Consider the following 19652-nt stretch of genomic DNA (forward strand, 5'->3'; position numbering starts at 1 on the left):
TAAAGCGTTGCCTACCCTACGCTCCTGCTCAGACCGCCAGCTCCACTTCCCGCCGCAACGCCGCGTGCTGCCGCGCACGGCGCTTGCGCCACCAGATCACCACGCCGGTCACCGACAGCACGGCAATCGCCACGCCGAGCACGGCGATCAGGATGCGCCCCGGCAGGCCGAGGATGCGTCCGCCGTGGATCGCCGGTTGCAGCAGGTGAAACTGCTGGCCCAGCGTGCCCTGGCCGGGGATTTCCTGACCGAGCAGCCGCGTGCCGTCGGTGCCGTGGAAGAACAGCCAGGCGTTGCCCTGGTTGCTGTCGTGCGCACCGAAACCGGCGCCGTAGAAGTTGTACTCGAAGCTGTAGTACAGCTCGGTGATCGGCTCGCGCAGGCCCAGCGTCGCCGCGTGCTGCATGGCGTAGTCGTAGGCCTGATGGAAGTCGTAGGCGGTGCTGCCCAGCTGCTCAGCCGGCAGCCGCCCGCGCGCCTCATAGACGCTCGGCTCCACCGCGGAGAACAGCGAGACCACCGGCTTGAACACCTGCTCCGGCAGGTTCATCGCCACGCTGCTGACCGCCACTGGCGTCAGCAGCAGCCACAGCCACAGGCCGCCGGCGCGGTGCACGTCGTGGTTCAGGCGCTGGCGCTTGATCTTCCAGGCCGTCCACCACTTGCCGAAGAACGGCCGGCCGCGCGGCAAGGTCAGCAGCAGCGAGACCAGGCAGTCGATCACCCAGGCGATCGCCACCAGGCCCATCAGCCACAGCCCCCAGTTGCCGGGCAGCGCAAGGTTGTAGTGGAACTCGAGCAGGAACGGCACCAGATTCTTGCGCGAGAAGCAGCACTCGCCCCAGTAGCGCGTGCCCACGGTCTCGCCGGTCACGGTGTCGAGGTAATGCACCACCGGGCGCTCGGCAAAGGGCTTGCCGGTGGCCGGATCGTTGCGCGGCACCAGGGCCAGCAGCGCGGCGTGGCCCGGTTCGTCCGCGAACTCCATGTACCAGACCTGCAGGCGCGGGTTGGCCGCCTCGACGCGCTCGACCAGCGTGCCCGGCGCCAGCAGCGGACCGTCACTGGCGGTGTGGTAGAACTCCGGGTTCAACCACTCGTCCAGCTCGTGATGAAAGGCCAGCACGCTGCCGGTGAGGCCGGCGAGAAACAGGAACAGCGCGGTCGCAAGGCCGACGTAGCGGTGCAGCAGCACGAGGATCGGGCGCATCGGCGGTCTCCGTTTGCAGAAAGCACAAGGCCGCCGCCCCTTGGGAGCCGGCGGCCGCTGGGGGCGTTCAGAAGTCGTAGGTCACGGTGGCCATGACGTTGCGCGCCTCGCCGTAGTAGCACTGGCTGAGGCTGTTGCACGCGGCGACGTACTTCTCGTCGGTGAGGTTGTTCAGGTTCAGGCGCACGCCGACCCCCTGCAGCCCGACGCGCGACAGGTCGTAGCCGAGCATGGCGTCGTACAGCGTGTAGGACGGGATGTGCAGGGTGTTCTCCGCATCGGCCCAGCTCTTGCCGAAGTAGCGCGCGCCACCGCCGATCTGCAGACCGGCCAGCGGTCCCTGATCGAACGTGTAGTCGGCCCACAGCGAAGCCATGTTGCGCGCCACGGCGTTGGGCCGGTTACCGCGGTTGTTCACCCCGGCGGCGCCGGTGAAGTCCTTGGAATACTCGACGTCCATGTAGGTGTAGCTGGCGATCAGGTTGACCTGCTCCACCGGTTTCAGACGCGCCTCGACTTCCACGCCCGTGGAGGTCAGCTCGCCGACCGCGCGGTAGAAGTTCTCGTTGGAATCCTTGTTCGCCAGGTTGGACTGTTTCAGGTCGAACCAAGAGATGGTGTACAGATCATCGGTGCCCAGCGGCTGGTACTTCAGGCCGACCTCGACCTGCTCGCCCTCGGTGGGATCGAGCAACGCGATGTCGTAGACGCCCGGTGCAACCTCGTTGTAGGCCGCGGTGGCGTTGGGGTTGAACGACTCGGAGTAGCTGGCATACGGCGACAGGCCGTTGTCGAAGGCATAGAGCACGCCGACGCGGCCGGTGAACTGCTCGAGCTTGGCGTTATCGGCCTGATCGCCGTAGCTCGCATCCTCGGTATGGTCGAACGACACATCCACCCAGTCCTGACGCATGCCCAGCGAGAAGCGCCAGTTGCCCAGGCTGATCAGGTCCTGCACATACAGGCCGGTCTGCTCCAGCTCGCGGGTCTCGTCGTACTGGTGGTAGAACACCGGGCTGCCGACGCCGACTGCGCCGCTGTAAGGGTTGATCGGCGCCAGGCCGTAGCCGGCGTCGTAGGCGACCTTCGCCTTGCGCCGCTGATAGTCGAGGCCGGTCACCAGAGTGTGGCTGAGCGCGCCGGTATCGAAGAGAAACTGCAGCTGGTTGTCGATCGTCCAGGCGTGCAGCGCCTCGTCGGCACCGGTGTAGTAGCGCACCAGCTCGTCGGCCGTCGCGTAGCCGTACTGGTAGACCTGGCCGGATTCCACGGTCGAGTCGAGGTACTGGAAATTCTGCCGCGCCGAAACCACGTCGTTGAAGCGATGCTCCAGCTGATAGCCGATCATCTGCTGGTCGCGCTCGAACTGCTCGTAATCCTCGTCGCCCTCGAAGAAGCTGCGCGAAATGCGCTGGCCGTTGTGCGAGGTCACCGTGCCGTCCGCCGGCAGGCCACCGTGATAGCCGCTCTCGGGGTCCTTCTGCAGCATCGCCAGCAGGGTCAGGCGGGTGTCGTCGGTGAAGTCGATGCTCACCGACGGCATCACCGCGTAGCGCTGTTCCTCGATGCCATCGACCTGGTTGTCGGCATCCTTGACCACACCCGCGAGGCGATAGGCGATGCGCTCGTCCTCCAGCGGCCCGGTGAAATCGAACGCGGTCTGCTTGTAGTCGTGGCTGCCGTAGGAGAACTGCAGCTGGCGACGGGTTTCGTGCTGCGGCTTCTTGGTGGTCATCGCCACCAGCCCGCCGGGCAGGCTGCGGCCGTAGAGCACCGAGGACGGCCCCTTGAGGATGTCGATGCGCTCGATGAAGTATGGATCGACCTGCAGGCTGCTGTAGGTGCCGCTGTCACCGAGCAGCTTCTGCCCGTCGAGGTAGAGGTTGTCCACCGAACCATCGGTGATGCCGCGCATGGCGACATAGTCGTAGCGGGTCGTCGCGCCGTAGGGCGTGCTCATCAGGCCCGGCGTGTAGCGCACCGCCTGGGCGATGGAGCGCGAGCCCTGATCCTCGATCTGCTGGCGGGTGACCACCGAGACGGTCTGCGAGGTTTCCACCAGCGGCATGCTGGTCTTGGTCGCCACGCTGCTGTGGGTGGCGCTGTAGCCGTCCATCTCGCCCAGCGCGTTGCCCAGGGCGAAGCCCTGCACGGTCATCGGCTGCAACTCGACCGCACCGGTTTCGCTGGCGCGGCGGACCAGCGAGTAGGTGCCCTGGCTGTCGCGCACCGCCTGCAGGCCGCTGCCGGCAAGCAGTGCGGCAAAGCCATCGTCGACACCGTACTGACCGCGCAGACCGTCCGACTGCAGGCCCTGCAGCAGGCTGCCATCCACCGACAGCAGCACGCCGGCCTCGCCGGCGAAGCGGCTCAGCACGCTGGACAGCGCGCCGGCGGGAATGTCGTAGCGGCTCTGCGCCTGCTGGCTCGAAGCCGGTTCGGTGGCGCTCGCCAGGCCGGGCAGCGTGGCCGTCAGCGGCAGGCAGAACAGGGTGGCGCGGATGGCGCGCGCAAGCACGCGCGGACGATGGGGGGCTGAACGCATGAAAAAATCCCTAGTGGTGAGGACCGGCACATGGCCTTTGCAGCTGAAGCCCGTTACCACCGATAAAAGGGAACCTCATATGCGATTATTTTTCATTGGCGATGCAATCGCATCACGCCGCGCCGGAAGGCTCCAGGCTGACCCACCAGGACATGCGCCGCTGCACGCGTACCGGCAGCGTCGCCGCCAGCGCATCGAGCACACGGTCACTGTCGGCCAGCGGGAAGGCACCGACCACGCGCAGTTCGGCGATGCGCGGATCGCAGCCGAGATAGCCGTGGCGGTAGCGCGCCAGCTCGGCAAGGAAATCCACCAGGCGCAGGTTGTCCGCCAGCAGGATGCCGCGCGACCAGGCCTGCTGCCCGGCCTGTACCGGCGCGGGCGGACCGATCCGGTTGGCACTGAAGCCGACCTGCTGCCCGGCGCCGATGCCACGGCCGAGTCCGCTGTCATCCGGCTGGATGTCCACCATGCCGCTGAACACGCTGAGCTGGGTGCTGCCGTCACGCTGGCGCACCGAGAAGCGCGCCGCCTGCGTGACGCGCAACTGGCCCTCGCGGCTTCGCAGCAGCAGCGGTCGCGCTTCGTCCACGGCTTCGACCAACACTTCGCCGCGATACAGCGCCAGCCGCCGGAGCGCGCCGTCGAAGCCGGCATCCGCCGCGCTGTCGGTGTTCAGCCAGAGCCGCGATCCATCGGCGAGCCGCGTCTCGCGCACCTCGCCGACGCCGGTGCGCAGATCGGCGCTCCAGTCCTGCCAGGGCAGCCTGCCGCCCGCCAGCCCCAGCGCCGCACCGCCACACACCAGCGACAGCAGCTTGAGCGCCTGCCGGCGGCTCGGCGTGCGCTGCTGCAGCATGCCACCCGCCGCGCGCCCGGCCGGATGCGCGCTCAGCGGCGCGAATCGACCGCTGATGCGCTGCACCTTCTGCCAGGCGCGCGCGTGTTCCGGCTGGCGCACCCAGGCGGCCCAGGCCTCGCGCTCGGCGGCGTCGACCGTATCCGATTCGAGCCGCGCGAACCATTCGGCGGCCTCCTGCAGCACGCGGTAATCGAGGCTCATGCGTCGTCGTCCAGCAGCATCAGGCAATGCAGCATGGCCTGCGCCATGTACTTCTTGACCATCCGTTCGGACACCTCCAGCTCGGCGGCGATGGCGGAGTAGGTCATGCCCTGCAGCTGCGACATGAGGAAGGCGCGGCGCACCTTGTGCGGCAGGCGGTCGAGCATCGCGTCGATCTGCAGCAGCGTCTCGACGATCAGCGCCTGCTCTTCCGGCGACGCCGCCAGCGGTTCGGGCTGCAGCGCCAGCGCGTCGAGATAGGCCTGCTCGATCTGCCGACGCCGCCAGTGGTTGATCAGCAGCCCCTTGGCGATGGTGTGCAGGTAGGCGCGCGGCTCGCGGATGGCGGACAGGTCCTGCGCTTCCCTGGTCAGCACGCGGACGAAGGTGTCCTGCGCCAGGTCGGCGGCACGCTGGCTGCACTTCAGGTGGCGGCGCAGCCAGCCGTTCAGCCAGCCGTGATGCTCGACGTAGAGCCGCTGCACGAATTGCTGCCGGATGAAACCGTCGGCGGCCATGAGGACCTCCCGGATGCTGAGTGCTGAATGCTAACGCTTCTCAACAACACACGCCACGGCATTCGCCTTGCGCGCGTGCTCCCAGGGTTTGGCTACGCTGGGTAAACCCCTGTTGCCACGGAGCCACGCCATGAACCGCACCCTGATCGCCTTCGCCTTCCTGCTCTCATGCAGCCTGCCGGTGCAGGCCGCGCCGATCCTGCCTGGCCTGTGGGAATTCACCAGCCGCGACATCCAGGTCGACGGCCAGCAGATGCCTGGCGTCAGCGAGATGCTCGAACAGATGCAGAACCTGCCGGCCGCGCAGCGCCAGCAGATGGAGGACATGCTCGCCGCGCAGGGCGTACAGCTCGGTGGCCAGGGCGTGCGCATCTGCCTCAGTGAGGCGCAGGTGAATGCCGAGGAACTGCCGTTCAGCGATCAGCCCGACTGCACCCAGGAGATCACCGAACGCACGGATCGCCTGTGGAAATTCCGCTTCCAGTGCCCGGACGCCAGCGGCCAGGGCGAAACCCGCTTCATCAGCGAGCGTGAATTCGTCAGCGTGGTGGAAAGCCAGTACAGCGCCGGCGGCGAGCGCGGCAGCAGTCGCATGGAGTCGCAGGCGCGCTGGCTCGGGGAGGATTGCGGCGCGCTGAAACCCGCACGCTAGCCGGTCGTTCCACGTGAAACCCCCGGCCGCACTGGGCTGCGCGGGTCAGTCGCCGCTTTCCCAGCGCCCGCCGCTGTTCTGTTCGCAGGCCGGCCGGAGGAAGCGGCCGTCGCTGGCGACGCCGTAATAGTGGATGTCCTGGCGGTACGGCAGGTTGGACACCTGGGCGTCGCGGCAGATGCCGAACGCACCGCTTGGGCAGCTCTCGACGAACTCCACGTCCACCTGCTGGTCCTTGAGCTGCGGCTGGCAGAAGCCGCTGCGGAACAGTTCGGCGGGGATGTTGCGATTCTGCTGGCAGAGCCGCACTTCGATGCGCGCATCCCGGCTATGGACGATGCAGGCCTCGGCCAGCACCTCACCGGCCAGACTCAGCAGCAGCGGCAGCAGCAACATCGGACGCATCGCGTGACCCTCTCCCTCGAACGGCGGCGACTCTAGCATGGCGGCGCGGAAAAACGGCTTCCCCGCGCACGCCAAAATGCGGACCATGCCGGCATGCTCACACAGATTCCTACCCACCTGATCGGCGGCCCGCTGGGCGCCGGCAAGACCAGCCTGATCCGCAACCTGCTGAGGCAGAAGCCGGCGGGCGAGCGCTGGGCGGTGCTGGTCAACGAATTCGGCCAGATCGGCCTGGATGCCGCCCTGCTGAGCACCGATGCCGCTGGCATCGGCATCGCCGAGGTTGCCGGCGGCTGCCTGTGCTGCGTCAACGGCCTGCCGTTTCAGGTCGGCCTGACGCGCCTGCTGCGCCAGGCCCGGCCGCAGCGCCTGCTGATCGAACCCTCCGGGCTTGGCCATCCGGCCGAGCTGCTGCGCCAGCTCCGCCAGCCGCCGTGGACCGAGGTGCTGGCCGTGCAGCCCAGCGTGCTGGTACTGGATGCCGCCGCGCTGGCGCACGGCGCGGCACTCCCGGACAGCCAGCAGCAGGCGCTGGACAGTGCCGGCCTGCTGGTGCTGAACAAGAGCGCAGCGCTGGATGCCGCGACGCGGACGGCACTCGCCGCGCGCCTGCCGGCGCGGCCGCTGCACTGGACCGAACAGGGCGCGCTACCGCTGGCGCAGCTGCCGGGCAGCGCCCAGCAGGCGTGCGCGGACAATGGTCGCGATGCACTGCCGGCCGCTGCGGCGCCACTGCCCGGCATCTGGCTCGATCCGCGTCAGCCGATCTGCCAGGTTCAGGCCGGCGCGGACGGCTGGAGCATCGGCTGGCGCTGGCATCCGAGCCAGCGCTTCGACATGGCACGGCTGCAACACTGGCTGCGCCGCTGGCCATGGCGGCGCGCCAAGCTGGTGCTGCATGGCGAAAGCGGCTGGTTGTCCGGCAACGCGCTGGATGGCGCGCCGATGCATCTGCAACCGAGCGAGTGGCGCAAGGATTCGCGACTGGAGCTGATCTTCGTCGCACCGCAAGCGCAGGCGGCGCTGCAACAGTCGCTCGATGAGTGCCGGATCGGCTAGTCAGCAGGTTGCTTTCAACGCCGGCTAGTGGCGCCGCCAGTCATCGAGCTGGATGACCTGCCCGCTCGGCGGCTCGGCGGGGGCACGGAACGGATGCGCCTCAAGCTCGATCCGCCCGACGTGCGCGCCGAACATGACGATCTGCCCGACGTGCCGCTGCTCGCCGGTCACGGTGAACTCGAAGCCATAGACGCGCGCCAGGCGACGATGTCCGGCGCCATCGCGCAGCAGCGCCAGACGCTTGAAGGCGACGTTGCCGTCGAGCAGCTCGACGTCCAGCTTCTGACAATGCCGGCGCGCCGCGACCAGCGCGCGCTCGCGAATGCCGTGGCCGTGCCAGAGCCACGCCACCACGCTGGCCAGGACCAGGAAGACGAACAGGTTACCGAGCGTCAGCATGGCGCGTTCCCGCCGCTCATCGCGATGCTCATGCGCCGCTTTCCAGCCACACGTCGCGCACCCAGTGCCAGACCGTTTCCCAGGTCTGCTCGGTGAGCTCGTGGCTTTCGCCGTCGAACAGCGTGACCTCACCCTCCAGATCGACCACGTAGTAATCGGGGCCGTCCTGGCAGATCGGCAGCAGATCGCGCGGCACGCCGGCGTCCCAGGCGTTGGCGGCCACTTCCGGCAGGTAGGTGTGCGACTGCGGATCGCTGGCGGTGACCGGCTCCAGCCGGCCGTAGACCACGTCGCTGACCAGCAGCAGGAACTCGCGCAGGCCGAACGGCAGGTTGATGAACAGCTGCTCCTCGACCTCGACCAGTTGTTCGTCGTCCGGCAGCTCGAGCGGCACCGGCACCGGCTCGTTGCGTTCGCGCAGCTCTTCGATGACTTCTTCCATCGCTCCTCCTGTTCATGCACCGCGGGGCAAGGCGCCGTTATACAGCCCCGCGGTGCGCCGAACCAGCCGCGCGGCGCCGGTGGCGCGGCAGCCGTGCCCGGCGGTTCAGGGCACCAGTACCGCCGCGCCCTGAAAGCGCCCGTGGCGCAGATCGTCCAGCGCCTGGTTGGCCTTTTCCAACGGGTAGGCATGGATTTCGGTATGGATGCCGACCTGCGCGGCGACCGGGAAGAAGTCCAGACCATCCTGTCGGGTCAGGTTGGCCACCGAAACCAGCTCGCGTTCCTGCCAGAGGATGTCGTAGGGAAAGCTCGGGATGTCGCTCATGTGGATGCCGGCGCAGACCACCCGGCCGCCCTTGCGCACCGCGCGCAGCGCCGCCGGCACCAGCTCGCCGGCCGGTGCATAGATGATCGCCGCATCCAGCGGCACCGGCGGAAGCTCGCCCGAATCACCCGCCCAGAGCGCACCCAGCGAACGGGCGAAGTCCTGCGCGGCCACATCGCCAGGGCGGCTGAAGGCATAGACATCACGTCCCTGCCAGCGCGCCACCTGCATGACGATATGCGCCGCGGCGCCGAAGCCGTACAGCCCGAGGCGCTTGCCGTCACCGGCCTTGACCAGCGAACGCCAGCCGATCAGCCCGGCGCAGAGCAGCGGCGCCAGTGCTACGGGGTCGCCGTCCTCGCCGAGGGCGAAGGCGAAGCGCGCGTCGGCCACCACGTATTCGGCGTAGCCGCCGGGACGGGTGTAGCCAGTGAATTGCGGCGCGTCGCAGAGGTTTTCCTCGGCGTGCTGGCAATAGCTGCAGGTGCCGCAGGTATGCCCCAGCCACGGAATGCCGACGCGCTGGCCCAGCTCGAAACCGCTGACGCCCTCGCCCAGTGCATCGACCCGCCCGACGATCTCGTGGCCCGGAATGATCGGCAGCGGCGCCGCCGGCAGCTCGCCATCCACCACGTGCAGGTCGGTGCGGCACACGCCGCAGGCCAGCACCTTGACGCGCAGCTCGCCGGGGCCGGGCTGCGGCTGGGGAATGTCACGCAGGTGCAGCGGTTCGCCGGTTCGTTCCAGCAGCATGGCGCGCATCGACGGCTCTCCTTTCGTCTCCTGTTCTGCTGCAGGGTAGGCCGATCAGCGGAAAAAGGCTCTAGGTACCGCCCATTCGAGGCACGCCTGGTGGGCTGAAGCCCACCCTACGGGTTCGGCGTGGCTTTGTAGGGTGGGTTTCAGCCCGCCCAGGGCACTCGGCACTGCGAGAAAAGTCTCTACACTCGACACGTCTTGCCATTTCCGGAGTACGACCCGATGACGCTTTCGCCCTTCCATCTCGCCATTCCCGTCTACGATCTGGCCGCCGCCCGTGCCTTCTACGGCGAGGCGTTCGGCTGTGCCGAGGGCCGCAGCAGCGAGCACTGGGTGGATTTCGATTTCTTCGGCCACCAGCTGGTGATCCACGAGGCGCCGAAGATGCCGCATCAGGAGGCGGCGCACAGCAATCCGGTGGATGGCCACGACGTGCCGGTGCCGCACTTCGGCGTGGTGCTCGGCTGGGAGCAATGGGAGGCGCTGGCCGAGCGGCTGAAGGCGCGCGGCACGCGCTTCGTGATCGAGCCCTACGTGCGCTTCCAGGGCCAGGTCGGCGAGCAGGCGACCATGTTCCTGCTCGACCCCTGCGGCAACGCCCTGGAGTTCAAGGCGTTCAAGGACATCGGCCAGCTGTTCGCCAAGTGAGCGGGATCAGCCGCGCTCGGCGAGGTGCTGGTCCTTGAGCTTGACGTAGTTGCCGGCGGTATAGCTGAAGAAGCTGCGCTCCTTGTCGGTCAGCGGGCGCGCCTGCTTCACCGGGCTGCCGACATAGAGGTAGCCGGACTCGAGCGTCTTGCCCGGCGGCACCAGGCTGCCGGCGCCGATGATCACCTCGTCCTCGACCACCACGCCGTCCATCACGATCGAGCCCATGCCCACCAGAATGCGGTTGCCCAGGGTGCAGCCGTGCAGCGTGACCTTGTGCCCGACCGTGACCTCGTCGCCGATGGTCAGCGGAAAGCCGTCCGGGTTGTACGGCCCGGCATGGGTGATGTGCAGCACGCTGCCGTCCTGGATGCTCGAGCGCGCGCCGATGCGGATGCGGTGCATGTCGCCGCGGATCACCGTCAGCGGCCAGACCGAGCTGTCGGCGCCGATTTCCACATCGCCGATGACCACCGCGGAGTCGTCCACGAACACGCGCTCGCCCAGTTGCGGCGTGCGGTTTTGGTAGCTGCGTATCGCCACGATAGAAACCTCTCTGGCTGCGGGAAGAGTCGATTGTAATTAAGATGGCCGGCATTGCCGCCGCCGCACGACCGGAGCATCGCCCGGCCGGTGTGGTCTGAGTTCTACCCTCTTCGATCCAAGGTGTCCCGTGAGCGCGAACAATCCCCTGCTGCAAGACTTCGACCTGCCGCCCTATTCCACCATCCGCCCGGAGCACGTCGAACCGGCCATCGACAGCATCCTCGGCGACAACCGCGTGGCGATCCTGGAGCTGCTCAGCCGTCCGGCCGAAAGCCTCGACTGGCAGACCCTGGTGGTCGGCCTCGACGAGCTGAACGACCGCCTCGGCCGCGCCTGGGGGCCGGTCGGCCATCTCAACGCAGTGTGCAACAGCCCGGAACTGCGCGCCGCCTACGAGGCGTGCCTGCCCAAGCTGTCGGCCTACTGGACGGAACTCGGGCAGAACCGCGCGCTGTTCGAGGCGTACCAGGCGCTGGCCCAGCGCCCGGAAGCGGCCGGCTACGAGGTGGCGCAGAAGACCATTCTCGACCACGCGCTGCGCGACTTCCGCCTGTCCGGCATCGATCTGCCGCCGGTCGAGCAGCAGCGCTTCGGTGAAATCCAGATGAAGCTCGCCGAGCTGGGCAGCCGCTTCTCCAACCAGCTGCTGGACGCCACCCAGGCCTGGACCCGCCACATCACCGACGAAAGCCTGCTGGCCGGCATCCCCGACTCGGCCAAGGCGCAGATGGCCGAGGCAGCCAAGGCCAGGAACCTCGACGGCTGGTTGATCAGTCTGGAATTCCCCAGCTACTACGCGGTGATGACCTACGCCGACGATCGTGGCCTGCGCGAGGAGGTTTACGCCGCCTACTCCACCCGCGCCTCCGATCAGGGGCCGAACGCCGGGCAGTTCGACAACGGCCCGGTGATGGAAGAAATCCTCGCGCTGCGCCACGAACTCGCGCAGCTGCTGGGCTACGGCAACTTCGCCGAGCTGTCGCTGGCGACCAAGATGGCCGAATCCACCGAGCAGGTGCTGAGCTTCCTGCGCGACCTGGCGGTGCGCAGCAAGCCGTTCGCCGCGCGCGACCTGGCCGAACTGCGCGCCTTCGCCGCCGAGCAGGGGCTGGACGACCTGCAGAGTTGGGATCTGGGCTACTACGCCGAGAAGCTGCGCCAGAGCCGCTACAGCCTGAACCAGGAGGAGCTGCGCGAGTACTTCCCGATCGACAAGGTGCTCTCCGGCCTGTTCGCCATCGTCCAGCGCCTGTACGGCATCGAGATCCGCGAGCTGGAGGGCTTCGAGCGCTGGCACCCGGACGTGCGCCTGTTCGAGATCAGCGAGCACGGCGAGCACATCGGGCGTTTCTTCTTCGACCTCTACGCGCGGCCGAACAAGCGCGGCGGCGCCTGGATGGACGGTGCCCGCGACAAGCGCCGCACCGCCGCCGGCACGCTGCAGACGCCAGTGGCCAACCTGGTCTGCAACTTCACTCCGCCGGTGGGCGAGCGCCCGGCGCTGCTGACCCATGATGAGGTCACCACGCTGTTCCACGAATTCGGCCACGGCCTGCATCACCTGCTCACCCAGGTCGAGCACGCCGGCGCCTCGGGCATCAACGGCGTGGCCTGGGATGCGGTGGAGCTGCCGAGCCAGTTCATGGAGAACTGGTGCTGGGACCCCGAAGGCCTGGCGCACATCTCCGGCCACTACCAGACCGGCGAGCGCCTGCCGCAGGACAAGCTGGACCGCATGCTGGCGGCGAAGAACTTCCAGTCCGGCATGATGATGGCGCGCCAGCTGGAGTTTTCCCTGTTCGACTTCGAGCTGCACGCCACCCACGGCGACGGCCGCAGCGTGCTGGAGGTGCTCGAACACATCCGCGACGAGGTCTCGGTGATGCGGCCGCCGGCCTACAACCGCTTCCCCAACAGCTTCGCGCACATCTTCGCTGGCGGTTACGCGGCCGGTTACTACAGCTACAAGTGGGCCGAGGTGCTGTCGTCTGACGCCTTCTCGCGCTTCGAGGAAGAAGGCGTGTTCAACGCCGAGACCGGCCGCGCCTTCCGCGAAGCGATCCTCGCCCGTGGCGGCTCGCAGGAGCCGATGGTACTGTTCGTCGATTTCCGAGGCCGCGAGCCGTCCATCGACGCCCTGCTGCGCCACCTCGGGCTGGTAGCGGAGGCCGCGGCATGAGCAACGACGTATCCCGAATCACCACCAAGCGCTTCATCGCCGGAGCCGTGTGCCCGGCGTGCAGCGCCAGCGACTGCATCAAGATGTGGGATGTCGACGGCGTGCCGCACCGCGAATGCGTGGTCTGCGGCTATGCCGATATCCTCAACGCCCAAGGCCAGTCGGTGCCGCTGGAACTCGGCACGCGGGTCAACAAGGTCCAGCCCAAGGCGGCCAATCCGCAGGTGCAGTCAGTGCAGTTCTTTCCGAATCCTAAGTTGAAGAAGCCGGAGTGATGCGGCTCGGTTGAACCTAAAAAGCCCGCCAAATGGCGGGCTTTTTGTTTTCTTCTCATTCATGTTTGGGGGGAACTGCCAGTTTTCGGGCATTGCTGGGCACGTTGCAGTCACGCCGGTCGGCAGAGTCGCTTGAAAGCTTGGTTTCGCCCTGCTGGGCGAGTCACTTTTGCCAGTCGCCGGAGGCCGGCCCCGACAAAAGTAACCAAAACCGCTTGCCCCTGCATCCGGCCCTGCGCTTCGCGCAGGGTCCGTTCGTTCCATCGCCGCTTCAAGGGGGCCGGCTTACAAGGGCCATCCTTGGCCCTTTAAGCCTCTCGCCGCATCCATGCGGCTCGCTCCCTTACGCAACGATTCCACTCACCCTCCTGAAAGGGGCGGTTGGTGCCGCCTGAAAGCCCGTGCAGCTAAAAGCCAAAGCAACAACGAAAAACCTTCAGGCGACTCGGGCTCCGATCCCGTCAGGAGGCCGAGTAGAGGTGTCGCGCAGGGGGACGCGAGGCAGGACGCCGAGCGAGTCACGAAGGGACAGGGACGTCCCTTCGTGACGTGCCCCCGGAGCGGCGCCGGAGCGAGGGAAGTCTGGTCGCAGGCCAGACCCGGATGTCGGGCGCGCTTTCTCTTTGGTCACTTTCTCTTTCGCGCGAGCAAAGAGAAAGTGACTCGGCCGGGTGGCCGAAACCAGAACCACCATCTCACGCGGTAATGGCCCTGATCTCCAGACCACAAACCTAAACGAGCAGGCAGACCACCCAGTTCTGCCAGCCAATACCGCCAATCTTTGCTTTTTCAGGGAAAGCGCGATGACCCTTGGGGCCGCCGGATCAGCCCTCGCTGCCCCGTGCCGCCCGCCCCGGCTGCGGCGCGCGGGCAAACAGGCGCTTGAGCTTCATCGCCGGCGCCTCGACCAGGTGCCAGGACAGCGCCGCGCAGATCAGCGTCGGCACCAACGCAATCAGCGACAGACCGACGACACCGATCTGCGGACCGAACAGGTAGACCGCCAGCTGCTGGAACGGAAACGCGTAGATGTACAGCCCATAGGAAAAGTCGCCGTACTTGCCGAAGCGCGACACCCACGGCAGCGGCGCGTACGCCAGGTAGAGCACCAGATACGGCAGCGCGACGAAGTACACCAGCTGTCCGATGTCGGTCCGGAAAGTCGCCACCAGCGCGGCGAACAGCAGCGCCGCGATCCAGCCGCGCCAGGGCACGTCGTCGCGGTAGAGGAACAGCGCCGAGCCCGTGTAGTAGAGCAGCCCGAGCTTGAAGATGTTCTTGATGAAGTACGAATCGATGCCCAGCTTGCCCAGCAGCCAGAAATGCCCGACGGCGAGCACGGCGATCGGCAGGAAGATCCGCCGGCGCGTGAGGAAGCCGGTCAGCCCGAGGATCATCACGCCGATGTACATCAACACTTCCAGCGGCAACGTCCACAGCGAACCGTTGACCACGTCCGGGTAGATGTTGCCGTCGAATACCCCGGGCAACTCGAAACGGGTCACCAGCAGGATGTTCTGCAGGTAGGTCCAGGTGCCGTCCGCGGCGAGGTAGCGAGCAAGGTCGAACTGCGTGACCAGCGGGCCGAGAACGAAGGTGGTCAGCAGCACCGCGACGATCAGCGCCGGGAAGATGCGCAGTGCGCGCTTGAGCAGGAAGCTCTGCGGACTGCTGCTGGCCAGCCAGGACGAGGCGATCAGGTAGCCGCTCATGACGAAGAAGATGCCGACCGCGATCGAGCCGCCCTTCTCGTAGCCGGTCAGCACGGTCAGCGGCTCGTCACCGCGCCGCCCGACCAGCGGATAACTGTGGGCGAACAGCACCAGCGCCGCGGCGAAGAAGCGCAGGAAGTCGAAGTTGTTCTCCCGCGTGTGGAAGGAGGTCTGCATGGTCTGCTCCTGAGGTGTCGGCAGCCGATGGAATTGAAGAGGCCTGGCCGGTACTGCCGGGCCGGTACGCGTACCGGCATCCCTGTGGAATCCGACCAGACTGGTTTGTCCCGGGCGCGGCGCAAATGTTCCCGGAGCGGATGACCGGTGGTCATCGCACCGTCGATCGGATCGCGCTAGCAGGCTGCTGCTCGAGTAAAATACTGTACGAATAAACAGTAACAGGCTCGATCCTCATGCCCGGCTTGCCTCAGACACCCCGCGGTCGCGGAACCGCGATCAATCCCGACAACCGTTTCGCGCCGACACGCAGCGAGGCCTACGATGACGGCTGGCAGCAGGACGTGCCGCCGACACGCGCCACCGAGGTGCGCCGGGAGATCGCCAAGTCGGTGCTGACACGCAATCAGTCGCCGGATGTCGGCTTCGACCGCTCGGTGAACCCCTATCGCGGCTGCGAGCACGGCTGCATCTACTGTTTCGCGCGGCCCAGCCATGCCTACTGGGACCTGTCGCCGGGTATCGATTTCGAGACGAAGCTGATTGCCAAGACCAACCTTGCCGAGCGCCTGGAGGCGGAGCTGAGCAAGCCGGGTTATGTGCCGCAGCCGATCGCCCTGGGGGTGAACACCGACGCCTATCAGCCGCTGGAGCGCGAGCAGCGGCTGACGCGCCAGGCGCTGGAGATCCTGCTGCGCTACCGCCATCCGGTGCACATCATCACCAAGGGTTCGCTGGTGCTGCGCGACCTCGACCTGCTGGTGCCACTGGCCGAGCAGCGGCTGGTCAGCGTGTCGGTCAGCCTCACCACGCTGGACGACGAACTCAAACGCATCATGGAGCCGCGCGCGGCCTCGCCGGCGGCGCGCCTGCGGGTGCTGCGCACGCTGCACGAGGCCGGCGTGCCGGTCAGCGTGATGTGCGCGCCGATGATCCCGATGATCAACGATATGGAGCTGGAACACCTGCTCGAAGCCGCCCGCGGCGCCGGCGCGGCGTCGGCCGGCTACGTCCTGCTGCGTCTGCCGCACGAGCTGGCAGAGCTGTTCGAGGCCTGGCTGGCCGAGCACTTCCCGCAGCGCGCCGCGCATGTAATGAGCCTGGTGCGCCAGTCGCGTGGCGGCCGCAGCAACGACAGCCGTTTCGGCAGCCGGATGCGCGGCGAAGGCCAGTTCGCCGAGCTGCTGGCGCAGCGCTTCCGCCTGGCCTGCCGGCGCCTGGGCTTCAACCGCCGCGAGCAGAACCACGGTCTGGATTGCAGCCGTTTCGCCCCGCCCGGCCGGCAGATGAATCTGCTTTGACGGCGTGCCCCGGCAGCGCGCAGATGCCGACGGACGCGTGGAAAACGCTGCGCGGTTTTCCACCCTACGCAGCGTCCGCGGGCCAGGCGGCGAGGAACTAACTGGCGCTGCCGCCGCACCAATTCCTGTATCCCCGTATCGGAGTGGGCTGTGGACTGGATCGATCTGCTGCAATGGCCGGCCATGCTCGTCACGGTGATCGCTGCCTGGCTGATCGGCTCGCTGCGCCCGGGGCGGCGCTTCATCGGTTTCTGCTGTTTTCTGCTGAGCAATCTGCTCTGGGTGATCTGGGGTTGGCACGCCCAGGCGTGGGCGCTGATCGTGCTGCAGGTCTGTCTGGCACTGATGAACTTGCGTGGAGTGAAGAAGAACGATGCGCCCACAACCCGCGTGGCAGACGCTTCCGATGTCTGAATTGCCAGTCAGGAATGGCTGTCTATACTCCGTTCGTAGGCGTACCTGATTGAAGTTCCGACTGCGCGTGCAGGCGCCGGCGTAACCACCGCTTCATAGCGGCGGTGCGGCGGCAAAATCGGGCTGATCGAAAACGTAGCTGGCATCCCGGAACGATTCCGGCCAGACGATTTTCGGCGGTGGCGATGGCAGTCGGCGGGATAACAAGAATCATAAGGGGAACCCGCAATGTCTCGACATCCATGCATCTGGATGGGGCTTGGACTATCGACGCTCGTCAGCCAGGCGCAAGCGGCCTGGGACGTGAACATGCGCTCGGGGGCGACGGAGGTCAGTCGCTCGGTATTCGACCTGCATATGGCGATCTTCTGGATCTGCGTGGTCATCGGCGCGCTGGTGTTCGGCGTGATGATCTATTCGATGATCGCGCATCGTCGCTCACGCCGGCAGGAGTCGGCCAACTTCCACGAAAACACCAAGGTCGAGGCGCTCTGGACGATCATTCCGCTGCTGATCCTGATCGGCATGGCGGTCCCGGCCACGCGCACGCTGATCCACATCTACGACTCCAGCGAATCGGACGTCGATGTGCAGATCACCGGCTACCAGTGGAAGTGGCACTACAAGTACCTGGGCGAGGACGTGGAGTTCTTCAGCAACCTCACCACGCCGCGCGAGCAGATCAACAACCAGGCGCCCAAGGGCGAGCACTACCTGCTGGAAGTCGACCAGCCGCTGGTCATCCCGGCCGGTGCCAAGGTGCGCTTCCTGGTCACCGCGGCGGACGTGATCCATTCCTGGTGGGTGCCGGACCTGGCGGTGAAGAAGGACGCCATTCCCGGCTTCGTCAACGAATCCTGGACCCGAGTCGAGCAGCCCGGCATCTACCGTGGGCAGTGCACCGAGCTGTGCGGCAAGGACCACGGTTTCATGCCGGTGGTGGTGGAGGTCAAATCGCAGGAGGACTACGCCGCCTGGATGGCCGAGCGCAAGGCCGAGGCCGCCAAGCTCAAGGAACTGACCGGCAAGGAGTGGACGCTCGAAGAACTCTCCGCGCGCGGCGAGAAGGTCTACCAGACCAACTGCGCCTCCTGCCACCAGCCGACCGGCGAGGGCCTGCCGCCGATGTTCCCGGCGCTCAAGGGCTCGGCCATCGCCACCGGCGAGGCCGGTGGCCACATCAACATCGTCGTCAACGGCAAGCCGGGCACCGCCATGGCGGCGTTCGGCAAGCAGCTTTCGGAAGTCGATCTGGCCGCGGTCATCACCTACGAGCGCAACGCCTGGGGCAACGCCAAGGGCGACATGGTCACGCCGAAAGACGTGCTGGATTTCAAACAGGCCGAAGAAGCCACCCAGTAAGAGGACAGGCTGATGAGTGCAGTGATCGACGATCATGGGCATGCCGGGCATGACCACCACCACGGCCCGGCCAAGGGCCTCTCGCGCTGGCTGCTGACCACCAACCACAAGGACATCGGCTCGATGTACCTGTGGTTCAGCTTCTGCGCCTTCCTGCTCGGCGGCACCTTCGCCATGGTGATCCGCGCCGAGCTGTTCCAGCCGGGCCTGCAGATCGTGCAGCCGGAGTTCTTCAACCAGATGACCACCATGCACGGCCTGGTGATGGTGTTCGGCGCGGTGATGCCGGCCTTCGTCGGCCTGGCCAACTGGATGATCCCGCTGATGATCGGCGCGCCGGACATGGCCCTGCCGCGGATGAACAACTTCAGCTTCTGGCTGCTGCCGGCGGCCTTCGGCCTGCTGGTGTCGACGCTGTTCATGGAGGGCGGCGGGCCAAACTTCGGCTGGACCTTTTACGCGCCCTTGTCCACCACCTACGCGCCGGAATCGGTGACCTTCTTCATCTTCGCCATCCACCTGATGGGCATCAGCTCGATCATGGGAGCGATCAACGTCATCGCCACCGTGCTCAACCTGCGCGCACCCGGCATGACGCTGATGAAGATGCCGCTGTTCGTCTGGACCTGGCTGATCACCGCCTTCCTGCTGATCGCGGTGATGCCGGTACTGGCCGGCGTGGTGACCATGATGCTGATGGACATCCACTTCGGCACCAGCTTCTTCAGTGCCGCTGGCGGCGGCGATCCGGTGCTGTTCCAGCACGTGTTCTGGTTCTTCGGCCACCCCGAGGTGTACATCATGATCCTGCCGGCGTTCGGCGCGATCAGCTCGATCATCCCGGCATTCAGCCGCAAGCCGCTGTTCGGTTACACCTCGATGGTCTACGCCACCGGCGCCATCGCCTTCCTCTCGTTCATCGTCTGGGCGCACCACATGTTCACCGTCGGCATCCCGCTGACCGGCGAGCTGTTCTTCATGTACGCCACCATGCTGATCGCCGTGCCCACCGGCGTGAAGGTGTTCAACTGGGTATCGACCATGTGGCGCGGCTCGCTGACGTTCGAGGCGCCGATGCTGTTCGCCGTGGCGTTCGTCATCCTGTTCAGCATCGGCGGCTTCTCCGGGCTGATGCTGGCCATCGCGCCGGCCGACTTCCAGTACCACGACACCTACTTCGTGGTGGCGCACTTCCACTACGTGCTGGTGCCGGGGGCGATCTTCGGCATCTTCGCCTCGGCCTACTACTGGCTGCCGAAGTGGACCGGGCACATGTATGACGAGACGCTGGCCAAGCTGCACTTCTGGATGAGCTTCATCGGCATGAACCTGGCGTTCTTCCCGATGCACTTCGTCGGCCTGGCCGGCATGCCGCGACGCATCCCCGACTACAACATGATGTTTGCCAACTTCAACATGGTCTCCAGCGTCGGCGCCTTCATGTTCGGCGCCACGCAGCTGTTGTTCCTGTTCATCGTCATCAAGTGCATCCGCGGCGGCGTGCCGGCCCCGGCCAAGCCGTGGGACGGCGCCGAAGGGCTGGAATGGAGCGTGCCGTCGCCGGCGCCCTACCACACCTTCACCACGCCGCCGGACATGGACACCCTGCACGAGCACCGCACGGGGCCCAAGCATGACTAGCGCAGCCGCCGGCCGCCC

At 66.7% G+C, this 19652-nt stretch carries 19 protein-coding genes; 9 read left to right on the forward strand and 10 right to left on the reverse strand.

Annotated elements, in window-relative coordinates:
- Positions 1–28: 28 nt before the first annotated feature.
- The 4 genes from HU825_RS04690 to HU825_RS04705 all read right to left on the reverse strand — a co-directional run bounded on the left by HU825_RS04690 (position 29) and on the right by HU825_RS04705 (position 5336).
- Entirely contained in the window at positions 29–1210 is a 1182-nt protein-coding gene (locus HU825_RS04690) for a PepSY-associated TM helix domain-containing protein (RefSeq protein WP_138300700.1), read from the reverse strand.
- A gap of 67 nt (positions 1211–1277) precedes the next feature.
- Positions 1278–3755: a TonB-dependent siderophore receptor gene (locus tag HU825_RS04695; protein ID WP_234303011.1), complete on the reverse strand. Its 2478-nt coding sequence runs from the start codon at positions 3753–3755 to the stop codon at positions 1278–1280.
- Positions 3756–3867: 112 nt separating this feature from the next.
- Positions 3868–4818, reverse strand: a complete 951-nt coding sequence (locus HU825_RS04700; protein ID WP_234303012.1) for a FecR domain-containing protein — start codon at positions 4816–4818, stop codon at positions 3868–3870.
- A complete protein-coding gene (locus HU825_RS04705) occupies positions 4815–5336 on the reverse strand; it encodes a sigma-70 family RNA polymerase sigma factor (protein ID WP_234303013.1) in 522 nt (173 codons plus the stop codon). Before HU825_RS04705 ends, HU825_RS04700 begins: the two co-directional genes overlap by 4 nt.
- Positions 5337–5466: 130 nt before the next feature.
- On the opposite strand from HU825_RS04705, the gene HU825_RS04710 reads away from it, so the two are divergent.
- Positions 5467–5988: a DUF3617 domain-containing protein gene (locus tag HU825_RS04710; RefSeq protein WP_102828130.1), complete on the forward strand. Its 522-nt coding sequence runs from the start codon at positions 5467–5469 to the stop codon at positions 5986–5988.
- A 45-nt stretch (positions 5989–6033) separates the two neighbouring features.
- Here HU825_RS04710 and HU825_RS04715 read toward each other — a convergent pair whose 3' ends face one another.
- Positions 6034–6393 carry a hypothetical protein gene (locus HU825_RS04715; RefSeq protein WP_043295025.1) on the reverse strand — a complete coding sequence of 120 codons (360 nt, stop codon included), beginning with the start codon at positions 6391–6393 and terminating at the stop codon, positions 6034–6036.
- 93 nt (positions 6394–6486) lie between these two features.
- On the opposite strand from HU825_RS04715, the gene HU825_RS04720 reads away from it, so the two are divergent.
- Complete coding sequence (locus HU825_RS04720; protein WP_043295023.1) at positions 6487–7452, forward strand: CobW family GTP-binding protein; 966 nt, start codon at positions 6487–6489, stop codon at positions 7450–7452.
- A gap of 24 nt (positions 7453–7476) precedes the next feature.
- On the opposite strand, the gene HU825_RS04725 is transcribed toward HU825_RS04720, so the two are convergent.
- The 3 genes from HU825_RS04725 to HU825_RS04735 form a co-directional block, all read right to left on the reverse strand.
- Positions 7477–7851 carry a DUF3301 domain-containing protein gene (locus HU825_RS04725; RefSeq protein WP_043295022.1) on the reverse strand — a complete coding sequence of 125 codons (375 nt, stop codon included), beginning with the start codon at positions 7849–7851 and terminating at the stop codon, positions 7477–7479.
- A gap of 28 nt (positions 7852–7879) precedes the next feature.
- Positions 7880–8293: an SMI1/KNR4 family protein gene (locus HU825_RS04730; protein ID WP_043295020.1), complete on the reverse strand. Its 414-nt coding sequence runs from the start codon at positions 8291–8293 to the stop codon at positions 7880–7882.
- Positions 8294–8398: 105 nt separating this feature from the next.
- Positions 8399–9382, reverse strand: coding sequence for a zinc-dependent alcohol dehydrogenase family protein (locus HU825_RS04735; protein ID WP_043295019.1), 984 nt, complete (start codon positions 9380–9382; stop codon positions 8399–8401).
- A gap of 219 nt (positions 9383–9601) precedes the next feature.
- Between HU825_RS04735 and HU825_RS04740 the strand changes: the two genes are divergently transcribed.
- The gene (locus tag HU825_RS04740; RefSeq protein WP_045159503.1) at positions 9602–10027 is read left to right on the forward strand and encodes a VOC family protein; all 426 of its coding nucleotides are present in this window, start codon (positions 9602–9604) and stop codon (positions 10025–10027) included.
- 6 nt (positions 10028–10033) lie between these two features.
- On the opposite strand, the gene HU825_RS04745 is transcribed toward HU825_RS04740, so the two are convergent.
- Positions 10034–10570 (reverse strand): gamma carbonic anhydrase family protein, encoded by a 537-nt coding sequence (locus HU825_RS04745; protein WP_054094281.1) that lies wholly within the window; start codon positions 10568–10570, stop codon positions 10034–10036.
- A 130-nt stretch (positions 10571–10700) separates the two neighbouring features.
- On the opposite strand from HU825_RS04745, the gene prlC reads away from it, so the two are divergent.
- Together prlC and HU825_RS04755 are read left to right on the forward strand one after the other, a co-directional pair.
- Positions 10701–12752: an oligopeptidase A gene (gene prlC / locus HU825_RS04750; protein ID WP_234303014.1), complete on the forward strand. Its 2052-nt coding sequence runs from the start codon at positions 10701–10703 to the stop codon at positions 12750–12752.
- Positions 12749–13027: a YheV family putative zinc ribbon protein gene (locus tag HU825_RS04755; RefSeq protein WP_234303015.1), complete on the forward strand. Its 279-nt coding sequence runs from the start codon at positions 12749–12751 to the stop codon at positions 13025–13027. The genes prlC and HU825_RS04755 overlap by 4 nt, the downstream gene beginning before the upstream one ends.
- 824 nt (positions 13028–13851) lie before the next feature.
- On the opposite strand, the gene HU825_RS04760 is transcribed toward HU825_RS04755, so the two are convergent.
- On the reverse strand, positions 13852–14916 hold the full coding sequence (locus tag HU825_RS04760; protein WP_043295009.1) for an acyltransferase family protein: 1065 nt from the start codon (positions 14914–14916) through the stop codon (positions 13852–13854).
- Positions 14917–15152: 236 nt separating this feature from the next.
- Here HU825_RS04760 and HU825_RS04765 point away from each other — a divergent pair, with 236 nt between their 5' ends.
- From HU825_RS04765 to ctaD, 4 genes are all read left to right on the forward strand, one after another.
- Entirely contained in the window at positions 15153–16217 is a 1065-nt protein-coding gene (locus HU825_RS04765) for a PA0069 family radical SAM protein (protein WP_054094279.1), read from the forward strand.
- A 150-nt stretch (positions 16218–16367) separates the two neighbouring features.
- Positions 16368–16631 carry a hypothetical protein gene (locus tag HU825_RS04770; protein WP_043295005.1) on the forward strand — a complete coding sequence of 88 codons (264 nt, stop codon included), beginning with the start codon at positions 16368–16370 and terminating at the stop codon, positions 16629–16631.
- A 228-nt stretch (positions 16632–16859) separates the two neighbouring features.
- Positions 16860–17993, forward strand: a complete 1134-nt coding sequence (gene coxB / locus HU825_RS04775; RefSeq protein ID WP_054094278.1) for a cytochrome c oxidase subunit II — start codon at positions 16860–16862, stop codon at positions 17991–17993.
- Positions 17994–18005: 12 nt separating this feature from the next.
- Positions 18006–19634, forward strand: a complete 1629-nt coding sequence (gene ctaD, locus HU825_RS04780; protein ID WP_102828136.1) for a cytochrome c oxidase subunit I — start codon at positions 18006–18008, stop codon at positions 19632–19634.
- Positions 19635–19652: the final 18 nt, after the last annotated feature.

Origin of the sequence: Pseudomonas phenolilytica (assembly GCF_021432765.1) — a bacterium.
GTDB classification, from domain to species: Bacteria; Pseudomonadota; Gammaproteobacteria; order Pseudomonadales; family Pseudomonadaceae; genus Stutzerimonas; species Stutzerimonas phenolilytica.